The 18,358-nt window shown below is 41.5% G+C and carries 13 protein-coding genes; all 13 read right to left on the bottom strand.

Annotated elements, in window-relative coordinates:
* Position 1: 1 nt before the first annotated feature.
* The 13 genes from ATK78_RS10890 to ATK78_RS10830 all read right to left on the bottom strand — a co-directional run bounded on the left by ATK78_RS10890 (position 2) and on the right by ATK78_RS10830 (position 18,354).
* Entirely contained in the window at positions 2–220 is a 219-nt protein-coding gene (locus ATK78_RS10890) for a FeoA family protein (protein WP_133576113.1), read from the bottom strand.
* Positions 221–429: 209 nt separating this feature from the next.
* Positions 430–837: a VanZ family protein gene (locus ATK78_RS10885; protein ID WP_133576112.1), complete on the bottom strand. Its 408-nt coding sequence runs from the start codon at positions 835–837 to the stop codon at positions 430–432.
* A gap of 3 nt (positions 838–840) precedes the next feature.
* The gene (gene gcvH, locus ATK78_RS10880) at positions 841–1,221 is read right to left on the bottom strand and encodes a glycine cleavage system protein GcvH (RefSeq protein WP_133576111.1); all 381 of its coding nucleotides are present in this window, start codon (positions 1,219–1,221) and stop codon (positions 841–843) included.
* 95 nt (positions 1,222–1,316) lie between these two features.
* On the bottom strand, positions 1,317–8,477 hold the full coding sequence (sov, locus tag ATK78_RS10875) for a T9SS outer membrane translocon Sov/SprA (protein WP_133576110.1): 7,161 nt from the start codon (positions 8,475–8,477) through the stop codon (positions 1,317–1,319).
* An 8-nt stretch (positions 8,478–8,485) separates the two neighbouring features.
* A complete protein-coding gene (gene ruvA, locus ATK78_RS10870; RefSeq protein WP_133576109.1) occupies positions 8,486–9,070 on the bottom strand; it encodes a Holliday junction branch migration protein RuvA in 585 nt (194 codons plus the stop codon).
* A gap of 6 nt (positions 9,071–9,076) precedes the next feature.
* Positions 9,077–11,389, bottom strand: coding sequence for an NADP-dependent malic enzyme (locus ATK78_RS10865; RefSeq protein WP_133576108.1), 2,313 nt, complete (start codon positions 11,387–11,389; stop codon positions 9,077–9,079).
* Positions 11,390–11,530: 141 nt separating this feature from the next.
* Entirely contained in the window at positions 11,531–12,766 is a 1,236-nt protein-coding gene (locus tag ATK78_RS10860; protein ID WP_133576107.1) for a lytic transglycosylase domain-containing protein, read from the bottom strand.
* Between the two features lie 27 nt (positions 12,767–12,793).
* Positions 12,794–14,221 (bottom strand): Asp-tRNA(Asn)/Glu-tRNA(Gln) amidotransferase subunit GatA, encoded by a 1,428-nt coding sequence (gatA, locus tag ATK78_RS10855; RefSeq protein ID WP_133576106.1) that lies wholly within the window; start codon positions 14,219–14,221, stop codon positions 12,794–12,796.
* Between the two features lie 41 nt (positions 14,222–14,262).
* Positions 14,263–14,469: a Sec-independent protein translocase subunit TatA/TatB gene (locus tag ATK78_RS10850; RefSeq protein ID WP_133576105.1), complete on the bottom strand. Its 207-nt coding sequence runs from the start codon at positions 14,467–14,469 to the stop codon at positions 14,263–14,265.
* Positions 14,470–14,479: 10 nt separating this feature from the next.
* On the bottom strand, positions 14,480–14,869 hold the full coding sequence (gene tatA, locus ATK78_RS10845) for a twin-arginine translocase TatA/TatE family subunit (protein ID WP_133576104.1): 390 nt from the start codon (positions 14,867–14,869) through the stop codon (positions 14,480–14,482).
* A 52-nt stretch (positions 14,870–14,921) separates the two neighbouring features.
* Positions 14,922–16,193: a murein hydrolase activator EnvC family protein gene (locus tag ATK78_RS10840; protein WP_133576103.1), complete on the bottom strand. Its 1,272-nt coding sequence runs from the start codon at positions 16,191–16,193 to the stop codon at positions 14,922–14,924.
* 21 nt (positions 16,194–16,214) lie between these two features.
* The gene (locus ATK78_RS10835; RefSeq protein ID WP_133576102.1) at positions 16,215–17,003 is read right to left on the bottom strand and encodes a DUF4292 domain-containing protein; all 789 of its coding nucleotides are present in this window, start codon (positions 17,001–17,003) and stop codon (positions 16,215–16,217) included.
* Complete coding sequence (locus ATK78_RS10830; protein WP_133576101.1) at positions 16,981–18,354, bottom strand: tetratricopeptide repeat protein; 1,374 nt, start codon at positions 18,352–18,354, stop codon at positions 16,981–16,983. The genes ATK78_RS10835 and ATK78_RS10830 overlap by 23 nt, the downstream gene beginning before the upstream one ends.
* Positions 18,355–18,358: the final 4 nt, after the last annotated feature.

The raw sequence follows: 18,358 nt of genomic DNA, 5'->3' as shown, positions 1-18,358 counted from the left end.
ATCAGTATTGAATTATAATCACAGATGCCTCATTTTTACGTAAGCAAAGCTGATAACCTGCTACACGGATCGCAATAGGATCACCGAGCGGGGCAAAACGTTCTACTTCCACAATCTCTCCTGGCAGGCAGCCCATCTCCATCAGCTTAACAGACATTTCCAGATCTGTAAACTCAACTATGGTTCCCTTTTCACCCGGCTTTAACTCCGAAAGTCTCATCTGTATACGTGTTATGTGTCCGGCAATTTACCCTTAATTCATAATAATTCCAAATAAAGGTGTCTAACCAGCATCATAAAACGTGCTTTAAATACGCAAAACCTTATTTGCCCGGGTAACTTTTATAACTCACCTTTGGACATTTACAGCCCGGACTAAATATGCTGCAGCTGGTTAACGTACAAACCAGTGCAAATAAAAGTACCACCTTAACTCCTCTTTTCATTGTAATTGGATCTATGTAAAAGAATGTAACTAAAAACGCCCATAAAAACACCCAGCATATCACAGGTAAGGTCCCACAGATCACCAGAACGGTACGTAAATACATTTGCCTGTATAAGCTCAATTCCTGCACCCAGCAAACCTGTTAAGAACACAATCTTCAGGATCGTGATCATTCTAAAGCTATAACTTTGCTGCTGTCTGATCTTACCAAAAAATAACAGAATGGTAAGTACATAAAAGAACCCGAGATGGGCAAGTTTATCAAAGCCCTCAAAAAAAGTAATGCCTGAACCACTGGTGTCAGGCATTCTTATCGTACAGAATATGATAATGATAATGGTCCACAAAACAGACCATATCTGATATTTTAATCCTTTAAATATATTCATTAATTAAGCACCAACAAGGGCTTTGTAAGCATCAGCATCCAATAAACCATCAACATCAGCAGGGTTTGAAAGGGTAACTTTAACCATCCATCCTTGTCCATAAGGATCAGAGTTTACAAGCTCAGGGTTATCATTTAGTGCCGCGTTGGTTTCCAATACAGTAGCAGTTACCGGCATAAAAAGATCAGACACGGTTTTAACTGCTTCAACAGTTCCAAAAACATCATCCTTACCTACTTCATCTCCTACGGTATTGATGTCGATATAAACGATATCACCCAATTCACGTTGTGCAAAATCAGTAATGCCTATATAAGCTTCGTTACCTTCAATTTTAACCCATTCGTGGTCTTTAGTGTACTTTAATTCTGATGGAAAATTCATTTGTCTAAGTTTATGTTTTTTAGTTTATTTCTTTGCCGCCCAAGCTCTGGAGCTGAACGGCTCAAAGGTAATTATTCTGGGTCTTTATAACAATCCTAATTCAGCGTAATCCGCAAACTAAATCCAAAATTACTGAAAGAAGTATTAAAAGTTTGTGAGGTATAAGGTTTTGTAATGTTTGAATCGTAGAAAACACGAACATTAAACCGCTGGTTTAAAATGTAATCTACACTAGGTCTTAACGTTATGTTCTTTGCACCCGATGAAACTTCAGCTTCAGTAATGTCGGCGCGATAGATTACGGTTTTATTGTCCCGTATTGCCACATCCAGTTTAAAGTCCATATTATTATCCATTTTTACCTGTTTAAACAAGCCAAATGGAAACCTGAACTTATTGGTGCGGTATCCAAGTCCGAATACCATATTATTCTCTGTCAGCTGCGCCAGCTGACTGTTGGACAGACTTAAGCCCAATAGTCTGGATCTTCCCAGTTCAAAATTAGCAGTCATGTTATTTTTTAAACGGGTATCAACACCAATCAGTGGTGAAAATTGTTCTGCAATGGTAACCTGGCTATATTGATAAGCAGGCATAAAGTTTCCGCTCACATCCCTGCTGCTTACCTTCCCGTTTGTTTCCTGATACCGGATCAGCGAATTGAAATTATTAACGCTGTAAACAGACCGGTAAGAATGCCTGATCTCAACCGAATTAAATTTATCGGCAAGAAACGCAATACGGGTCAACCCCCTGTAATTGATCCGCCAGTTTGGTAAAGGGATCTTAGGAAAGGAGTTCAGGCTTGATTTAGATGCATCCTTGCCGGTATATGCCGCCAGGAATGAAGACACCAGTACATCCTGTGAATTCTTATCATAACCATCGGCAAAACCACCAACAATACCTGATGAGTTGGTATTCTGTGCCCCCAAACGCTGAGACACGATCTGCCTGTTGTTCATAAACTGGTTAAACAATTTGGACATCGTTCCCCCTGATTTTTCTGAAAAGGCAGTACCCAGTGAGATAAAGGAAACGCTGTAATCACCGGACGTAAATGGACTCAGGTTTTGGAAACTCCCGGCATTACTGTCGTACCTAAAATTTGTAGAATAGTTTAAGGTCCTGTTTTTATTAGCTGTTAAATTAATAGTAAGGTCTTTGATCGGTTCTACTAAACTGGTAAAACTCAGGTCTTCTCTCAGTGTATTGATATAAAGTTGTGATTGCAGTGTATCAGCAGTGATCCATCCATTGGCTAAAGCGATTTCCCGGATATCACGCTGGCTTCCTAAAACGAAGCCCAGGCCTGGTGCACCGGTAATATTGTCAAGACCCAGATAATTTGTTTTAGGCAGGTAGCCTGGTAAAAAGATCCCCTTAGTTTGTGTAAAGGCACCAGCCACATTTTTAACACTCGTCAGTAAACCAACCAGTAAGCCGGAACCCGACTGCTTTTCGCCGGTAGCGGCAGACTTTCTTACAAAGCCAAATTTATTGTACAGGCTGGTCAGGTTAAGGTTAGGATTTAACTGAACGATCCTGGAATTCTGGATCGTATTACCCATATCAATCAAAGGGTTTCTCAGGGTAGAAAGAGGCTCGGTCTGCCAGTTAAAATTGGTTCCATACCGTGTAGTAACCGTCATCCAGTCCAATCCCGGAATCTTGTTGATTGGCAGGTTATAGGTTACATTTAAATTGTGCGTGTAATCTGTTGTTCTCCCCAGGCGTTTTAAATTTTGCCATACCGTATCCCGCTTCATGCCCTCAATCTTTCCATCTGGCTCATCAATGATGGAATAATTGGTGGCATCAAAATCTACTTTCATAGAACGTGTCAAATTCCAGGAAATGCCATAGACACGTGTAACCAGGAAGTTTTTGTTAAACGTGGTGTTGATGGGGATGGCATTGTTTGGATCATTATTCCTCAGCGTATTTTCCGAATAATACCGATCCAGATCAATCCGGAAATTGATGGAACTAGGAAGCAGGCTAAAGTTAAATTCTTTTAGCAGAGCTAAGGTATTCGATTTGATCAGCTTACTAAAAGGTTCATAGCTTTTAGATTGTCCGGCATAATTATAGGCCAGTGATGCCCGATAGGTCTGCTGGATATTGCTCTGGTTAATAAAATCACGGTGTGCAAATTTGGTATAGGCATAACTGGCATTCAGGTTTTCTACATCCCAAACCTTTGGTGCTTTCTCCATATCCGTGCGTTCTTTACGTACGTTGGTAAAGCTAATGCTGTTGCGGGTAGTATAATCCTGTGCATAATTCAGGATCTCTTTCTTCTCTGCCTTAGTGGCTACATCCAGCGCAGTTTTCAACTCAATATCTGGCGTACGCGGATCATACTGAGGGGTACTTACCTGGCTGGAATAACTTACATACATCGGTATTTTAACGGCAGCCTTCTTAGGCAGGAACCTGCCAAGCTCCATACTGGATGAGATGTCAAAAAACACATTATCAGCCCGGTTTCTTTCACTCACTCTTTTCTCCAGTGATCCAAAACCAATGGTTGATTTGCTCGCCGATACATTAACATCTGCAAAATCAGCCAGCTGTGCATTCATTCTTGCCGTGGCGGCCCATCCGCCGCGTTCATCAAATTCTGTTAACCGCAGCTCATTAAACCAAACCTGTGCATTTTTATCAAGGCCATCATCATCCAGCGGATTGGCACCATTACGCAATAGATTTTTAACCCCCATCATATATACCCGAACCTTGCTCATATCCGGCTGTCCCTTTATGGTGATGGTCTTACCGTCAACAATAAAATTAAAAGGGACATTAATTGGCCATGGCTGTCCACTAAGCATGGCTGAATTTCTCGCAAGCTTGGCTTTCTGAAACAACTCCAGTTCTATATCCAGCTTATTCTGATCCGGCCATATCGCATACGGATCACTGGTTCCGGGATTAGTAACCTTTAGCGGTTGTGAATATTCATAGTAATTATCCTGATTGTCCGTACCGATTCTTAAAAAAGCACTCAGGTCATTGTCATTCAAGGTCGAATTGCCCAATGCCTCCAGGTGAATGTACATCTCTAAATGTTTATACGACCTGAAATCATTGATGGCTGTTTTGAACGCTGCCCTGCCATAACCATCCCTCAGGTTTCTTACAATAACCGATAAAGACTGTTCATTTTGTCTCGTATCACCACGGTAATTTGTGAAGTCGCGCTCACGCTCAATGCCTGGCGGAACAACATATGGTATTGGTGTCCGTTTACCATTCTCCTCAATATTTACGGTAGCGATCTCAATGGTTGAGTTATCAGCGCCTACAGGTTGGATTGCCGGATCAACGATAACCTGCGCCGCATCATTGTTCGCATTATATTGACGCCACTCGCCACGAACAAGCTGGATCTTACCAAACCTTAATACCGTAGTATCAGCAAAGTTGGTTAAGAACATGCGGATGAACCGGATAGACTTAAAGTCTTGAATATTTCCAACCTTTTGCTGGTACTGGGCCAAAGGTATGCGAATCTGGTACCAGGTAACAGGCTGTGTTTGCCCATTAGCGAGTTTAACCTGCGAAGTGATCTTGTCTGTAATAAAGTTCTGCCCAACCATCAGATCAGCCGGACGCATAGAAATTTTATATTGAAAATACTCGTCAGACTGGGTCATGTTATTGTCCCTGTTAATATCTTCCCCATCGGGTAAAGAAGTAGAGGCAGAATTCTCTACGCCAAAATCTTCCTGAGATTGCTGTGGTGTTTTTGAGTTACCCTCAGTACCATTGTAACGCTGATAACGTTTCAATATGCCCGCATTGGCCTGGTCAAGGGCACCACTCCGGTAATAGGAATAATCGTCTGATGAAGGGTCATTGTCAAGATCAGCGGCAGCATCAGGATTTAATTGTGCTTTAATCTGACTGATCAGTGCCGCAAATTTTGTCTTCTCATCGGCATTTGATAGTCCATCAAGGCCAACATCCTGAATTCTTCTTGCAGCAGGATCGTTGTCAAATGCCTGAACTACCGGCTGCAGCTTTGGCACCCTTCCCCAATTGGTCTCATCAAATTTAGACAGGTCACCATCAGCAGGCAAACCATTCTCTAATGATTTACGCCCGTCTCTTAAAATATCTTCAGAAATGTTTCCAATATTAAAATAAAGATCACCGCCAGCAGAGGTAGGTTTATAAATATTTGGGTCCATTACCCACAACTCTATAAACTCAATGTTCAGCGCTTCAAAATCGTTGGTTTCTATCCTTCTAAATAAACCACCCCATCTGGAACGTGGATTTGTTAACGTTCCATTCGCATTAAAGCCAGTAGTTGAATAGTTGTAAGGGCCCCTCAGGGTTGGATAAAATGCAACATCTAATGTAGGCAAGGTAACTGCCTGGCCGGTGCTGATCTCCTTAAATGGAAAAACCTCCTGCTCTATAATCTCACGAACATAATGATTAGACAATTCTGTACGGTTGTTTCTTAAGCTCGTTGGGATGTTGCTAACCCCTCTATTGTAAAAAGTAGGGTCAATATTATAAAATGCAATTTGTGCCCTGTTAAAACCATACCTTAAATCATCAATGTATTGAGATTCTGGAAACAACTGCGGCGTTCCGGACAATTGCCAGGCAACCGCACTTTTCAGATCAATGATCGACCTCGAGGCTTCAAAATCATCCAGGTAACTCACCCCTCCTTTTTTACCTGCAAAATCCAGCGCACTGGGATGTCCGGGAATCAATTGGGCAAACTCTCCCGAAAAGGTAAGATTAGAAGGCGCCTTGGTAGATATTAATGGCAGCTTATCCACCAATTTGGTTAAGAACCTCGAAGGAGAACTGTAGTTTACATCCATACCCCAAATGGTATTGGAGATGGGCTCTTCGCCAATGTTAACCTTAGGTGTCAATGGCTTCTCGGTAAGGTTCATGAAAGTACCTCCAAGATTTAGTTTGTTATTTACCTTATAATCCAGACGCGTACCAAATAACGAACGCTGCTGCAATCCAAAAAGCTCATTATTCTCGGTAGAGATCCGGATGGGCTGACCAGAAAGCAGTAAGGCTGTATTTAAAATCTTTACCCTTCCACCCTGGTAATCTACCGTAAAATCGATCCCCTCCTGTAGCGGAATTGTACCGGAGAATACTTTTACAGAACCTTCAGGAACATTTATGGCATTCAAGCTGAATTCTGATGAAATCTCCGACTGGTAATTTCCTTTAATAATATACCGGTTCTGCCTCGTAAACAACTGCTGTGCAATAACCTTGGTCGAGTCATAAAGCGCAGTGTAGGTATACTTATCTATAAACGCCTGTTCTGAAGGTAAAAACTGGTCTGCAAGATCTTTCCCAAACGGTTCTATCAATGGGAAAATAATGCGTCCGTTTAAAGGATCAATCGTAATGTATCCATTTTTAGTATTGGTGAGCAATACCGCAGTACTTCCGCCGGAAGAATTTGGGTTATTTGTACTCATATTGGAATTAAAGGGCTGGTTATCCGTTTCAAAATCGAATATCCCATCCTGCTTCAATTCATCCTGCTGATTTAAACGGTCTAGCCCGACTACCTGCAGCCACATTTTATCTCTCAGCGGACGGTTGGCAGCATCCAGCTTTTCACCTTCACTGATCACAGGCCGTTCAATTCCGGTCTGCTCATCTATGCGGTAAACATCCAGCTTAAAATTCTGCTGACTGATCTGATACCCTCCAATAGAGTAGATGTTTTTCATCATCAGGTCCCAGGTAGGTAAATTCGTTTTAGTGGTTTCATTCTTCAGGAGCTTAGCAAACAATACCCGCGGTGTAGCCTGGTCAAAGGCAACATCAGTAGAGAACTCACCAACCTGGTATTCAACCCCATTATAAGTGTACCGGTAGGCAACAGCAAGTACTTCATCTGTATTTAGCGCATTATTTAAAGAGATATATCCCAATTTAGGATGAAAGGTATACTCTCTGTCGGCAAGTTTCCTGGCATAGGTCAGTTTTGCAAAATTGTCTGTGCCGCCATTCGCCTGAAAATAAGAGATCACATCATTTGAATTGGTCTGACGGGCACCAACAGGCAAATTCTCCAAAAGGTTATTGGATTGTCTTGGAAATTGCGGGTTCGAAAAGCCCGATGGAAATGCGGAGTACCCGGCACCACTAACCTGCGCAGTATTGTACGGCCTGTTTTCACCAAGGTCAATAAACGCAAGTACATCCCTGGAGTCTTGTGTATTTCCAGTTTTATTGGTAATCCATACTTCAATCTTGGTAATATTTACACCAGAAGTAATGGTTGGTGGATTGGATAAGGTCTTGTTGTAATTATCTCTGAAGTACTGTGCTAAAAAGTAATGCTTATTGGCTTCGTAATTGTCACCACTAATGCGATACTCATTTTGCTGGGCACCATTACTGATCTGTATTTCCCTGGATTGTGACTTCTGCTGGGTAAATACGGTATTCACACTCAGCTTGCCAAATTGAAGCTGGGTTTTAACACCAAAAAGTGCTTGCGTACCATTGATCAGGGTTGTATTTAGCGGTAAGCTCACATTACCAGCCTCAATCTTTTTGATGATGTCATCTTCACCACCGGTATACTCCAGCTTTACCTGATTTTCAAAGTCAAACTGGGCTTCGGTATTGTAATTCATATTGATCTTCAGCTTAGAACCAATATTACCGATCACATCCATCTGGATGCGCTGGTTAAAATCAAAATTCCCCTGAACACGCTGGCGCTCATTAAACAATGGGTTTTCATTCTTATTGATCCTTCCAAGAAAAGTAAGTTCAGCTTCACCACGTGGCTGAATATCAATCGTTGTACCTCCAAAGATGCGCTCAAAGGCCTTACTGTTAACTTTTAAGCTGGGAATCAGTCCTGTTCTCCTTACATCTTCAATCTCCTGATTAGAAAGCATGCGCCAGTTGTCACGTTTAATCTCACTGCTGATCAGGCGCTGATATTCTTCGATGCTCAGGTATTGCGGAAGGGAGATCATCCGGTTGCCAAGCATTTGCTTAACCACATACCGTTTGTTTAGCGCATCGTATTCAACTTCAGTCTTGATGTTACCGGGCAACGGACTAAAAGGAGTAGACAAAGGCCTAATCCCTAATCGTTGTTTTTCTTTGATCCCAAATGTATTTTTTGAAGAGTCCGGTTTGGTTCTTGTCGGCACCACTTGTGAGAAAACCCGTATACTGCCAAAACAAGTGACAATAAAAAGGGCCAGCGTTAGTATTTTTTTCAAGGTAAGAGTTATAAATTCTTTAAAGCCAACTTTATCATTTGCTCCACAGACTGATCTGCGCCACCAGTTTTGACGGCATTTTCCAGTGCTTTTTCTGAAGCCGGCTTTGCAAAACCAAGCATCATTAAAGCAGATAATGCTTCTTCTTTAACCGTATTATTTAATGGTGCCGAGATCAGCGATCCCGAACCTTCTTTCTTTAATTTATCCTGCAGTTCTAACACGAGTCGTTGTGCAGATTTAACACCTATACCTTTGATCCGCTGGATCAGCGGAAGGTCGGCATTCACAATAGCCGACTGAATTTCATTTGGCGTAATGGACGAAAGCATCATCCGGCCAGTATTAGGCCCAATCCCGGAAACAGAGATCAGGTGTAAAAAAAGCCTCCGCTCGCCTTCATCTGCAAAACCATACAAAGTATGTGCATCCTCTTTAATCGAAAGCCATACGTAAACTTTACAGCGCTCGGCATCGGCTAAACTACTGTATGTATTTAAAGATATATTAATGTGATAACCAATTCCACCGGTTTCTACTACAATATATGCAGGGCATTTAAAGGCTAACTTACCATCAATATAGTCGTACATCTCTTATTATTTTGAAATTCTCTTTAACAGACCACCTCTTTTAGGATTTACATCCTGTTCTTTTCCCTGTACATCTAATACAGCAATGGTAATCATGTTTACAATTTCCCGAACAGAACTGCCCAATTGTACAATGTGTACCGGTTTCTTTAAACCCAATAAGATTGGTCCTACAGCTTCAGCTTCTCCAAGTTCCTGTAATAATTTATAGGCAATATTGCCAGACTCTAGGTTGGGGAAGATCAATGTATTTGCCGGCGCATCAACAAGGCTGCTAAATGGAAAGTTATCCTTTAACAACTCACTATTGATCGCAAAGTTACCTTGCATCTCGCCGTCAACAATAACATCAGGATGCTTTTCATGTAAGATCTTAACTGCTTTGCGCATCTTTTCCGGAATAATCCCTTCGTTAGAGCCAAAGTTAGAATAAGAAAGTAACGCTACTCTCGGTACAATGTTAAATTTGCGGACCGAACGCTCTAAAAGCAGGGTAAGGTCTACCAATTCTTCAACAGTAGGGTCTACATTGACAGTGGTATCACCAAAAAACACAGGACCTTTCTTGGTCATCATCATGTACATTCCCGCAACACGGTTTACCCCTGCCTCAGTTCCAATAACCTGCAATGCAGGCTTAATCGTAGAAGCATAGTTTTTTGTTAGCCCGGAAATCAGCGCATCAGCTTCACCAAATTCAACCATAGAAGAACCAAAATAGTTCCGGTCCCTCAATAATTTAGTTGCTTCAAATAGGGTGATCCCTTTCCTTTGCCTCTTTTGATACAAGGCATTGGCATATTTATCCATGCGTTCGGGCTCCTCAAAAGGATCCATAATGGCAACACCTTCAAGATCCAATGCATTCTCTTCAATAATCCTTTTGATGATCTCCCGGTTACCCAGCAAAATAGGGATCGCAATATTCTCATCCTTAACGATCTGGGCCGCTTTAAGGATCTTATAATTATCTGCCTCTGCAAAAACAACACGTTTAGGGTCAGACTTAGCCTTATTGGTAATTGCACGCATAATCGCGTCGTCACCACCAAGTCTTCGTTTTAACTCTTCCGTATAAGCATCCCAATCGGTAATAATTTTACGGGCCACACCAGAATCTATTGCGGCTTTCGCTACTGCGGCAGATACATTGGTCATTAGCCGCATATCCATTGGCTTAGGAATGATATATTCCTTACCAAATTTAATGTTCTTCTCATTATAGGCCATGTTAACAGCCTCAGGAACAGATTTTTTTGCAAGTTCAGCAATGGCCTTTACCGCAGCAATCTTCATCTCTTCATTGATGCTGGTTGCCCTTACATCCAGGGCACCTCTAAAAATATAGGGGAAACCCAAAACATTATTCACCTGGTTTGGATAATCAGAACGTCCGGTAGCCATAATCAGGTCCTTGCGGGAATTGATGGCAAGTTCATAAGCAATTTCAGGATCAGGATTTGCCATAGCAAATACGATCGGATTCTTTGCCATTGATTTCAGCATATCTGACGTCACACAGTTGGCAGAAGAAAGACCAATAAAAACATCGCAGTCCTTCATGGCTTCTTCCAGGGTATTCAGGTTCCTCGACGTAGCAAATTCAGCCTTAATCGCATCCAGATTTGACCGGGTATCACGGATCACACCGGTACGGTCGCACATTACAATATTTTCCTTTTTGGCACCTAACGAAACGTAAAGACGTGAACAGGAAATAGCAGCAGCGCCGGCACCGTTTACTACAATCTTAATCTTATCAATTTTCTTCTTCTGTAATTCGCAGGCATTGATCAGCGCGGCAGCAGAAATTATTGCCGTACCATGCTGGTCATCATGCATCACAGGAATGTTCATTTCTTCCTTTAACCTGCGCTCTATCTCAAAGCATTCAGGAGCCTTAATGTCTTCTAAGTTAACCCCGCCAAAAGTGGGTTCAAGGGCTTTTACGATCTTAACAAAGTCATCAACATTTTTAGTATCAAGTTCCAGATCGAAAACATCAATATCAGCAAAGATCTTAAACAGCAAGCCTTTACCTTCCATAACAGGCTTACCCGCTTCCGGACCTATATCACCCAATCCTAAAACCGCGGTACCATTACTGATTACAGCTACTAAATTACCTTTTGCCGTATATTTATAAACATCATCCTTGTTTTCAGCTATCCTTAAACAAGGTTCTGCTACACCAGGAGAATAGGCAAGGGCTAAGTCTCTTTGAGAGTTGGTCGGCTTGGTTGGAATAACCTGTATTTTCCCCGGGCGTCCCTGCGAGTGGTAGTCTAAAGCGTCTTGCTTCCTGTTAATTTTACTCATAAAATCATCGATTGTAAAGCATCAAAGTTACAATTCTTTTATTTAGCCTTAAAATAAAAAAAGGGCATCACAATAACCAATATAAATTCGAAAAACGTGAAAATGAACAGAATGAATAGCCAAAAAAGGGCATTGGGAACATTAACCTTTCAGCGGTCTTTCCACAGATTTGTCGAGCGCAGCATTGTAAACCTTCAGCTTCTGGCCGATCACAATCGTAGTTCCCTTCAACTTGTTCCAGACCTTTAGATCCTGCACTTCAACATGATATTTGTTGGCAATTGCACCCAGGTTCTGGCCGGATATTACTTTATGATAAAAGAATAAAGCTTTTGGTTTTGGCAGTGCTTTTTTTATCAGTCTCCTGTCGTCATTAGAAGCCAGTACAATTTTCATATCCGCAGCTACATCCGTATTTAACAGATCATAAAGCTGTGCAAAGTTTGCCAGGCTAACCTTAGGCAGAATGATGCGCTTTGGCAGCAGTGCTGTGCCGTTTATAATCTTTTTCTTATACGAAGGATTTAAACCGGATAGCACATCTTCTTCTATATCAAGTGCTTTAGCGAGGTCAGGAATGGAAACAAACCGGGTTACCTGGATGGTATCGGTATTCTTTAAGAATGGCGCTTTCTGTAAGGTGATCTGATGCTTATCAGAACAGTTCATTACATATACCGCAGCAATGAATGCAGGTACATAGTTTCGTGTTTCATTGGGTAAAAATCTTCTGATCACCCAGAAATCACGGGAATCAGCCTTTTCCATGGCACGCTTAACATTACCCATACCGCAATTATAAGCCGCAATGGCCAAAAGCCAGTCGCCAAGTTCTTCATAGGCATCCCTAAAGTAAGCAGCAGCAGCATAGCTGGCCTGTATCGGATCTTTTCTTTCGTCTACAAAATTATCCATGTTCAGACCATAGCCTTTTGCAGTTCCAAACATAAACTGCCATAAGCCGGTAGCTCCAACCCTGGAAACCGCATGTGGATTCATAGACGATTCAATGATAGGCAGATATTTAATCTCTTCAGGAATATTATAACTTTTAAGGGCCTTTTCAAAAATGGGAAAGTAATAATCAGATAATCCGAGCATTTTACCCATCATGTCCTTACGGGTACTGTAAATGTCAATGTATTTCTGTACAAATTCATTATAGCTCAGGGAAACAGTCTTTTGAATCGAATCCAGCCTGTTCTTATAAGCAAAATTGTACGTGCTGAATAAGGGAATTTCAGTCAGCAGTGGCACGGATGTTGTATCAGTAAGAATAAGCTCTTTTTGCTGAGCCAGAGTTTTAGAGAAGCTAAGTGTAGATAAGCTAATGAATGTTAGTATGCAATACGATAAAAAGTGTACTCTTATTTTCATAGGCAATTACTAGTATAAGGTCTTTATTTAGTTTTCATTCAAAAAGGCTCCGGAGATTTGCAATAGCGCTTCTTCTCCAAAGTGTCTGGTCATCAATTGAATACTTAACGGCAAACCTTCATTATTATTGCCCAATGGAATAGCTATGGCCGGAATACCGGTCAGGGATGCCAGGACAGTAAAAATATCAGCCATATACATCACCAGCGGATCAGATAGATTTTCACCAATTTTAAATGCAGGCGTAGGCGTTACCGGAGTTAAGATCAGATCATAGTCTTTAAGAAGCGCTTCCATCTTTTCCCGGATGAGTCTCCGTACCTGCTGCGCCTTTTGATAATACGCATCATAATAACCCGCACTAAGTACGAATGTGCCCAATAAGATCCTTGTTTTTACCTCATCACCAAAACCTTCAGCCCTGGATTGTTTATATAGATCATTTAAATTGGCGGCTTCCAGATTACGGTGACCGTAATGCACCCCATCGTAACGTGACAGATTTGATGAGGCCTCTGCGGTAGTCAGCACATAATAAGCAGGCACTAAATAGTCAAGCAGATCAAAAGAAACAAAATCAACAGTATGCCCCTGGGCCTTAAATGTTTCAATAGCTTTTAAGATAGACGCTTTTATAGCTGGATCAAGTGCTTCACTATCCAGGGTCTCCTTTAAAACAGCCATTCTTTTTTTCCCAACAGGCCTGCCTAAAGAAGCAGTATATCGAGGAACATCAGCTCTGGAAACCGTGCTGTCATATTCATCCGCACCGGCAAGAACTTCCAGCAGCAGCGCAGCGTCGCTAACGGAAGAAGTAATGGTCCCTACCTGGTCAAATGACGAAGCATAGGCAATTACGCCGTATCTTGAAATCCGTCCATAAGTTGGCTTTAATCCTATACAGCCACAAAATGCAGCAGGCTGCCTGACAGAGCCACCAGTATCCGTACCCAGCGCAGAAAGACAAAGATCAGCTTGTACAGCAACCGCAGAACCACCAGATGATCCTCCGGCAACACGCTCAGGATCGGCCGCATTCTTTACCGGGCCATAGTAAGAGGTTTCATTAGAGCCGCCCATGGCAAACTCATCACAATTTAAACGACCAATGATCACGGCATCCTCAGCAATCAGCCTTTCAATTACTGTTGCAGAATATGGAGAAATGAAACCTTCCAGCATTTTTGAAGAAGCCGTAACTTCATGATCTTTATAAGAAATGTTATCCTTAATACCGATCACCATCCCTGCAAGCTTCCCTGCAGATCCGTTTTCTATTTTTTGCTGTACCAGTTTAGCCTGCTCGGCCGCAGAATAAAAAAACACCTCATTGAATGCATTGAGGTGTTTGTGAATTTCTATTTGCTGAAAATAATGATCAAGCAACTCTGGTAAGCTAAGCTTTTTTTGATCAATAAGGGATTGTATCTCTGTTAAGGAGCTATACTTCTTCAAACCAGGAAAACGTTAAAAATTAAAAAATTGAATGATAAAACCTATAGCGGTTTGTTGGTGTTGGTTTGCTTAGGCTCTACAGGAGCATCATCAGCACCATCTTTTCCATCCTTAAATTCTTTAATTCCTTTACCAAGGCCGCGCATCAGTTCAGGAATCTTTCTACCTCCAAAAAGTAATAATACAATAACAAGAATGATTGCAATTTCTGGTCCGCCTAGAAAGGCTGATATCGTTGTGTTTAACATAATGATTTAGTTAAAGTTGTGTTTTATCTGTTTCAATTCTACTGTTTCCTTCAGTGTTACTTTCAGTAACAGCATCTTTTTTATCGAAATCTATCGTGCTTTTTACGCTATTCGGATACATTTGCTCCTCCAAAGTAGCATCTGAAGAATGATTAAAGTCTTTTCGTGTATCGTTAATTACCGATTCGACATCATCAACGATACCTACGGAATTAATGTTACGGTGGATTTCCCGCTTAACACCTTCGGATGCATCCTTAAAATCACGGATTCCCTTTCCAAGTCCCCTTGCCAGTTCCGGTAATTTTTTACCTCCAAATAACAAAAGTACTACGGCTAAAATGAGCATGATCTCACCGCCACCCATGTTTAAGAATTCTATAATAGTCCCTCTATACATCTTCTTCTCTGTTTTTACTAATTATATACAAATATAACGATTTTACAAGCAATTATCGATTTGAAATCCATGACTCCGGATTTTGAGCGGCAGCACCCCTGAATATCTGGAACTGCATTTGTGGCGTATCCTCTGAATTAGCAACCACGCCAATTGCCTGTTTTGTAGTCACATTATCTCCTACAGATACACTGGCAGATTTTAAATTCTGATAAACGGTATAATACTGACCATGGTTAATTAAGATAACAACGCGGTTATAGCTATTGATCACACGGGTAACCTTACCATTGAAAACTGCACGGACAGTTGCGTTTTCTGTAGTTTCTATCGTAACCCCGTCATTCGTGTACTTCGCTTGTCCAACCGTATGTACACCAAAACGCTCGGTAATATTACCTGCCGCAACCGGCCACGGTAAACTGCCCCTATTGCCTTCAAATCCGGAAGACAGCTTTGCAGATTCCGGCGTTGGGGCAATATAATTGCCGCTGCTCGGCACTTTAGCCACAGGTATTGGTTTATTTTCAGCCTTGGCCTTTGCAGCTGCCGCACGCTGTTCGTCTTCAGCTTTCTTCTTCGCTATGGCCAAATCACGCGCAATATCCCGCGCAATTGCAGCACGGATCTCCCGGTCCAGCTGTGCCTGTCTCTTTCTGCTTACCTCAAGATCCTGGCGATACGTACGCTCTTCCTTACTAAACTTATTCAGCACCTGGGATTGCGCAGACTTATCCTTACCCAATTTATTTTTTACATCTTCCTGCTCGTGCAGTAAATTACTCTTCTCTTTAAGGTTTTTATCCAGAACAACGATCTTGTAGTTCAGGTCCTTTTGCTTGCCAGAAATATAATCTGCTTGTTTTTTACGATACTGCCCAAATTGCTGCAGGTACTTGATCCGTTTATAAGCCTGGTTAAAATCGCTTGACGCAAAAATGAACATCATCTTATCGTAAGACCCCCTGTTTCGCTGTGCAAAGCGGATCATATTGGCATACTCCTTTTTCAACTGACCCAGCTGTCCTTTTAACGTATGTACGGTATTGGTATTTTCATGGATCTGAACATCCAGGTTCTTAATTTCTGAGTTGATTACAGAGATCTTACTCTGCATCAAACCAATCTTTGTATTGATCGACCGGATCTGCGTTAGGGTAAGCTTTTTGTTATTTGCAGCTTTAGCGGCATTTTTTTGAAGCAAATCAATTTTACGCTGTAAAGCTTCCTTTTGTCTTTTGAGTTCAGCACTGCTGCTTTGAGCAAATACAGCAGATCCAAAGAATACGAATAATACGAGTAAAAGTAATTTATTTAGCTTCATTGCCTCAAAAGTATTAAAAAATTAGTTAACCAGTTCATACTTGCCCGGAACATTAAACGGGAATTCAAGGGTAACATTGCGCTCAATATTCGTAAAATCAAGATTTATGTTGATCTTTTGGGTACCTGCCATCGAGTTGACCCGCATATTTGAAGGAAATAAAAAATCGCTTACCTTTTGATAATTATCATAAACCGCAGTCAAAGCCTGACCAGAACGCACATCACTTAAATTGCTCTCTTTAACTTTTAACAAGGTATTAAACAAAACATGATACAGCAGATCCTGCTTTTGACCCTTTATTTGCCAAACCCCATTCACTTGCGCTACATCAGATTCTTCTACCAGCAGGTCAGTAATGGTATTTCCCGAAAAGAGCGCTTGCACCATCTGGAAGTTCACGGGTTTACCCGTAAACCGGTGTACGTAACTAAATGGCTTTTTCAAATAAGTGCTTTGTAAATTATTCCTTACCTTAATGCTGTCAGGTGTAATCAGGGCCCTGGCAACTTCAATACCAGCAAAAGCAGTAATGCTCACCCAAATTCTTTTACCCTTTTCCATCCGGATATTCATAGACACATTATTGGTGTTGCCATTAATATCAAGGTTCGCCTTTGCTTTAAGTGATAGTGTAGTAAACAACAGGTCCTTACTTTTTAACAACAAGATATTGTCTGCCTTACGGCTATCAACAGCAACAGGCTCGGTTTTAACCGGGGCAGTAACTATTGCTTTTTTTGTTTTACAGGCCATCGCCAAAGTAGCCAGTAAAATAAAGAACAGCTTATTTAATGTATTTCTTTTCATTGATCTTTCGGTTTAACTTATCAGATGTACTCCCGGCAGCTTTTGCTTTTTTCCACTGTACTACCGCTCCGGACTGATCGCCAGTAAGAAATAGCAGATCCCCATAGTACTCCATATAAACGGCATTCTCCCCATCTAATTGCAGGGCAGATTGAATCGTTTTTAAAGCCTCCTTATTTAACTGCTCGCCTTCCTGTGCCACGGCAAGATAAAAATACAGGACCCCCTGGTTTGGAAAGATCGAAAGTGCCTGGTCTGCAGTCTTTATCGCATCTTTAAAAGAACTTTGATGAATTTGTATGTTCAGTACTTGCTCCCAAACCTTAAAACGGTCATCCGTTAGCTTTAAAACACTAAGAAGTTGATCCAATGCTTCAGTCAGCTTTTCTTGCTGAACGAGTATACTGCCATATAACGAAAGCAGGTCCGGATCATTCGGATGAGATTTTACAGCAAGCTGTGCCAGCTCAGCGGCATCATTGATCCGCTGTGGATTTTTAGCACCTGCAAACAGCATCATGATGATTTTGGCTTTCTGATCTGCCGGCATTAACGGGTTATTGAATGCAGACCGCAACGAAGCATGGGCTTCAGCATTGTTTTTCAAACCCTTGTATACATCAGCAAGCTCCAGATCAATTTCAAAATCAGCCGCATCTATCTCTTTGGCTTTTTTTAACAAGGGTAAGGCGTCTGCATATTGTCCTTTTTCTATCAGCGTTGTACTGGTGCCTAAAAGTCCTTTAATGTCCGTTGTTTCTTTAGCAAGCAACTGATCAACAACCTCCTTGCTTACCACTTTCTGCTCAGCACCACCAGCCCGCTGCCGGGCTTGAACCAAAGCCTCTGAAGAACCAAACTTGCGCTCAATCTCATTGTAACTTGTTAAAGCTTCTTCCGTTTTACCGGCAAGCATCAAGGCATTAGAACGGTCAAAATAGAAAGAGTCATTCTCCGGATCCAGCCGGATCATTTGATTAAAAACTAAAACCAAAGCATCCATATCACTTTTACGCTTATAAAGCTCTGAAGTCAGTCTCCAATACCACAGGTTATCTGCATTTAGGGCTGTCGCCTTTTTTATAGCCATCTCAGCTTCGGGCAGCTTATTCTGCCGGTAATAAAGCCCGGCGAGTTCATAATATGCAGGAGCATGATCCGGATCAAGCATCAGGATCTTTGTAAAGCTTTCTGCTGCTTTTGGGTAGTTCTCGGTAAGTTTATCTCTTAATCCAGCAAAAAAAAGTGTTTTTATGGCATTACTGTCAACAACCCCAATAACAGGTTGCTGTGCAGCAGCAGGCAAGCCTGCTGTCAATAAAAACAATAAAAACCACTTACTTTTTGTCATCTTG

The organism is Pedobacter metabolipauper, from assembly GCF_004362715.1.
Classification (GTDB): Bacteria; Bacteroidota; Bacteroidia; order Sphingobacteriales; family Sphingobacteriaceae; genus Pedobacter; species Pedobacter metabolipauper.
The sequence above is the reverse complement of the archived record's forward strand: the minus strand, read 5'-3'. Positions and strand labels throughout refer to the sequence as shown.

Excerpts from the sequence above, each read along its gene's own strand:
- ATK78_RS10890 (WP_133576113.1), bottom strand. The coding sequence starts at position 220 with ATGAGACTTTCGGAGTTAAAGCCGGGTGAAAAGGGAACCATAGTTGAG.
- ATK78_RS10885 (WP_133576112.1), bottom strand. The coding sequence starts at position 837 with ATGAATATATTTAAAGGATTAAAATATCAGATATGGTCTGTTTTGTGG.
- gcvH (WP_133576111.1), bottom strand. The coding sequence starts at position 1,221 with ATGAATTTTCCATCAGAATTAAAGTACACTAAAGACCACGAATGGGTT.
- ruvA (WP_133576109.1), bottom strand. The coding sequence starts at position 9,070 with ATGTACGACTATATTGATGGTAAGTTAGCCTTTAAATGCCCTGCATAT.
- ATK78_RS10865 (WP_133576108.1), bottom strand. The coding sequence starts at position 11,389 with ATGAGTAAAATTAACAGGAAGCAAGACGCTTTAGACTACCACTCGCAG.
- ATK78_RS10860 (WP_133576107.1), bottom strand. The coding sequence starts at position 12,766 with ATGAAAATAAGAGTACACTTTTTATCGTATTGCATACTAACATTCATT.
- ATK78_RS10850 (WP_133576105.1), bottom strand. The coding sequence starts at position 14,469 with ATGTTAAACACAACGATATCAGCCTTTCTAGGCGGACCAGAAATTGCA.
- tatA (WP_133576104.1), bottom strand. The coding sequence starts at position 14,869 with ATGTATAGAGGGACTATTATAGAATTCTTAAACATGGGTGGCGGTGAG.
- ATK78_RS10840 (WP_133576103.1), bottom strand. The coding sequence starts at position 16,193 with ATGAAGCTAAATAAATTACTTTTACTCGTATTATTCGTATTCTTTGGA.
- ATK78_RS10835 (WP_133576102.1), bottom strand. The coding sequence starts at position 17,003 with ATGAAAAGAAATACATTAAATAAGCTGTTCTTTATTTTACTGGCTACT.
- ATK78_RS10830 (WP_133576101.1), bottom strand. The coding sequence starts at position 18,354 with ATGACAAAAAGTAAGTGGTTTTTATTGTTTTTATTGACAGCAGGCTTG.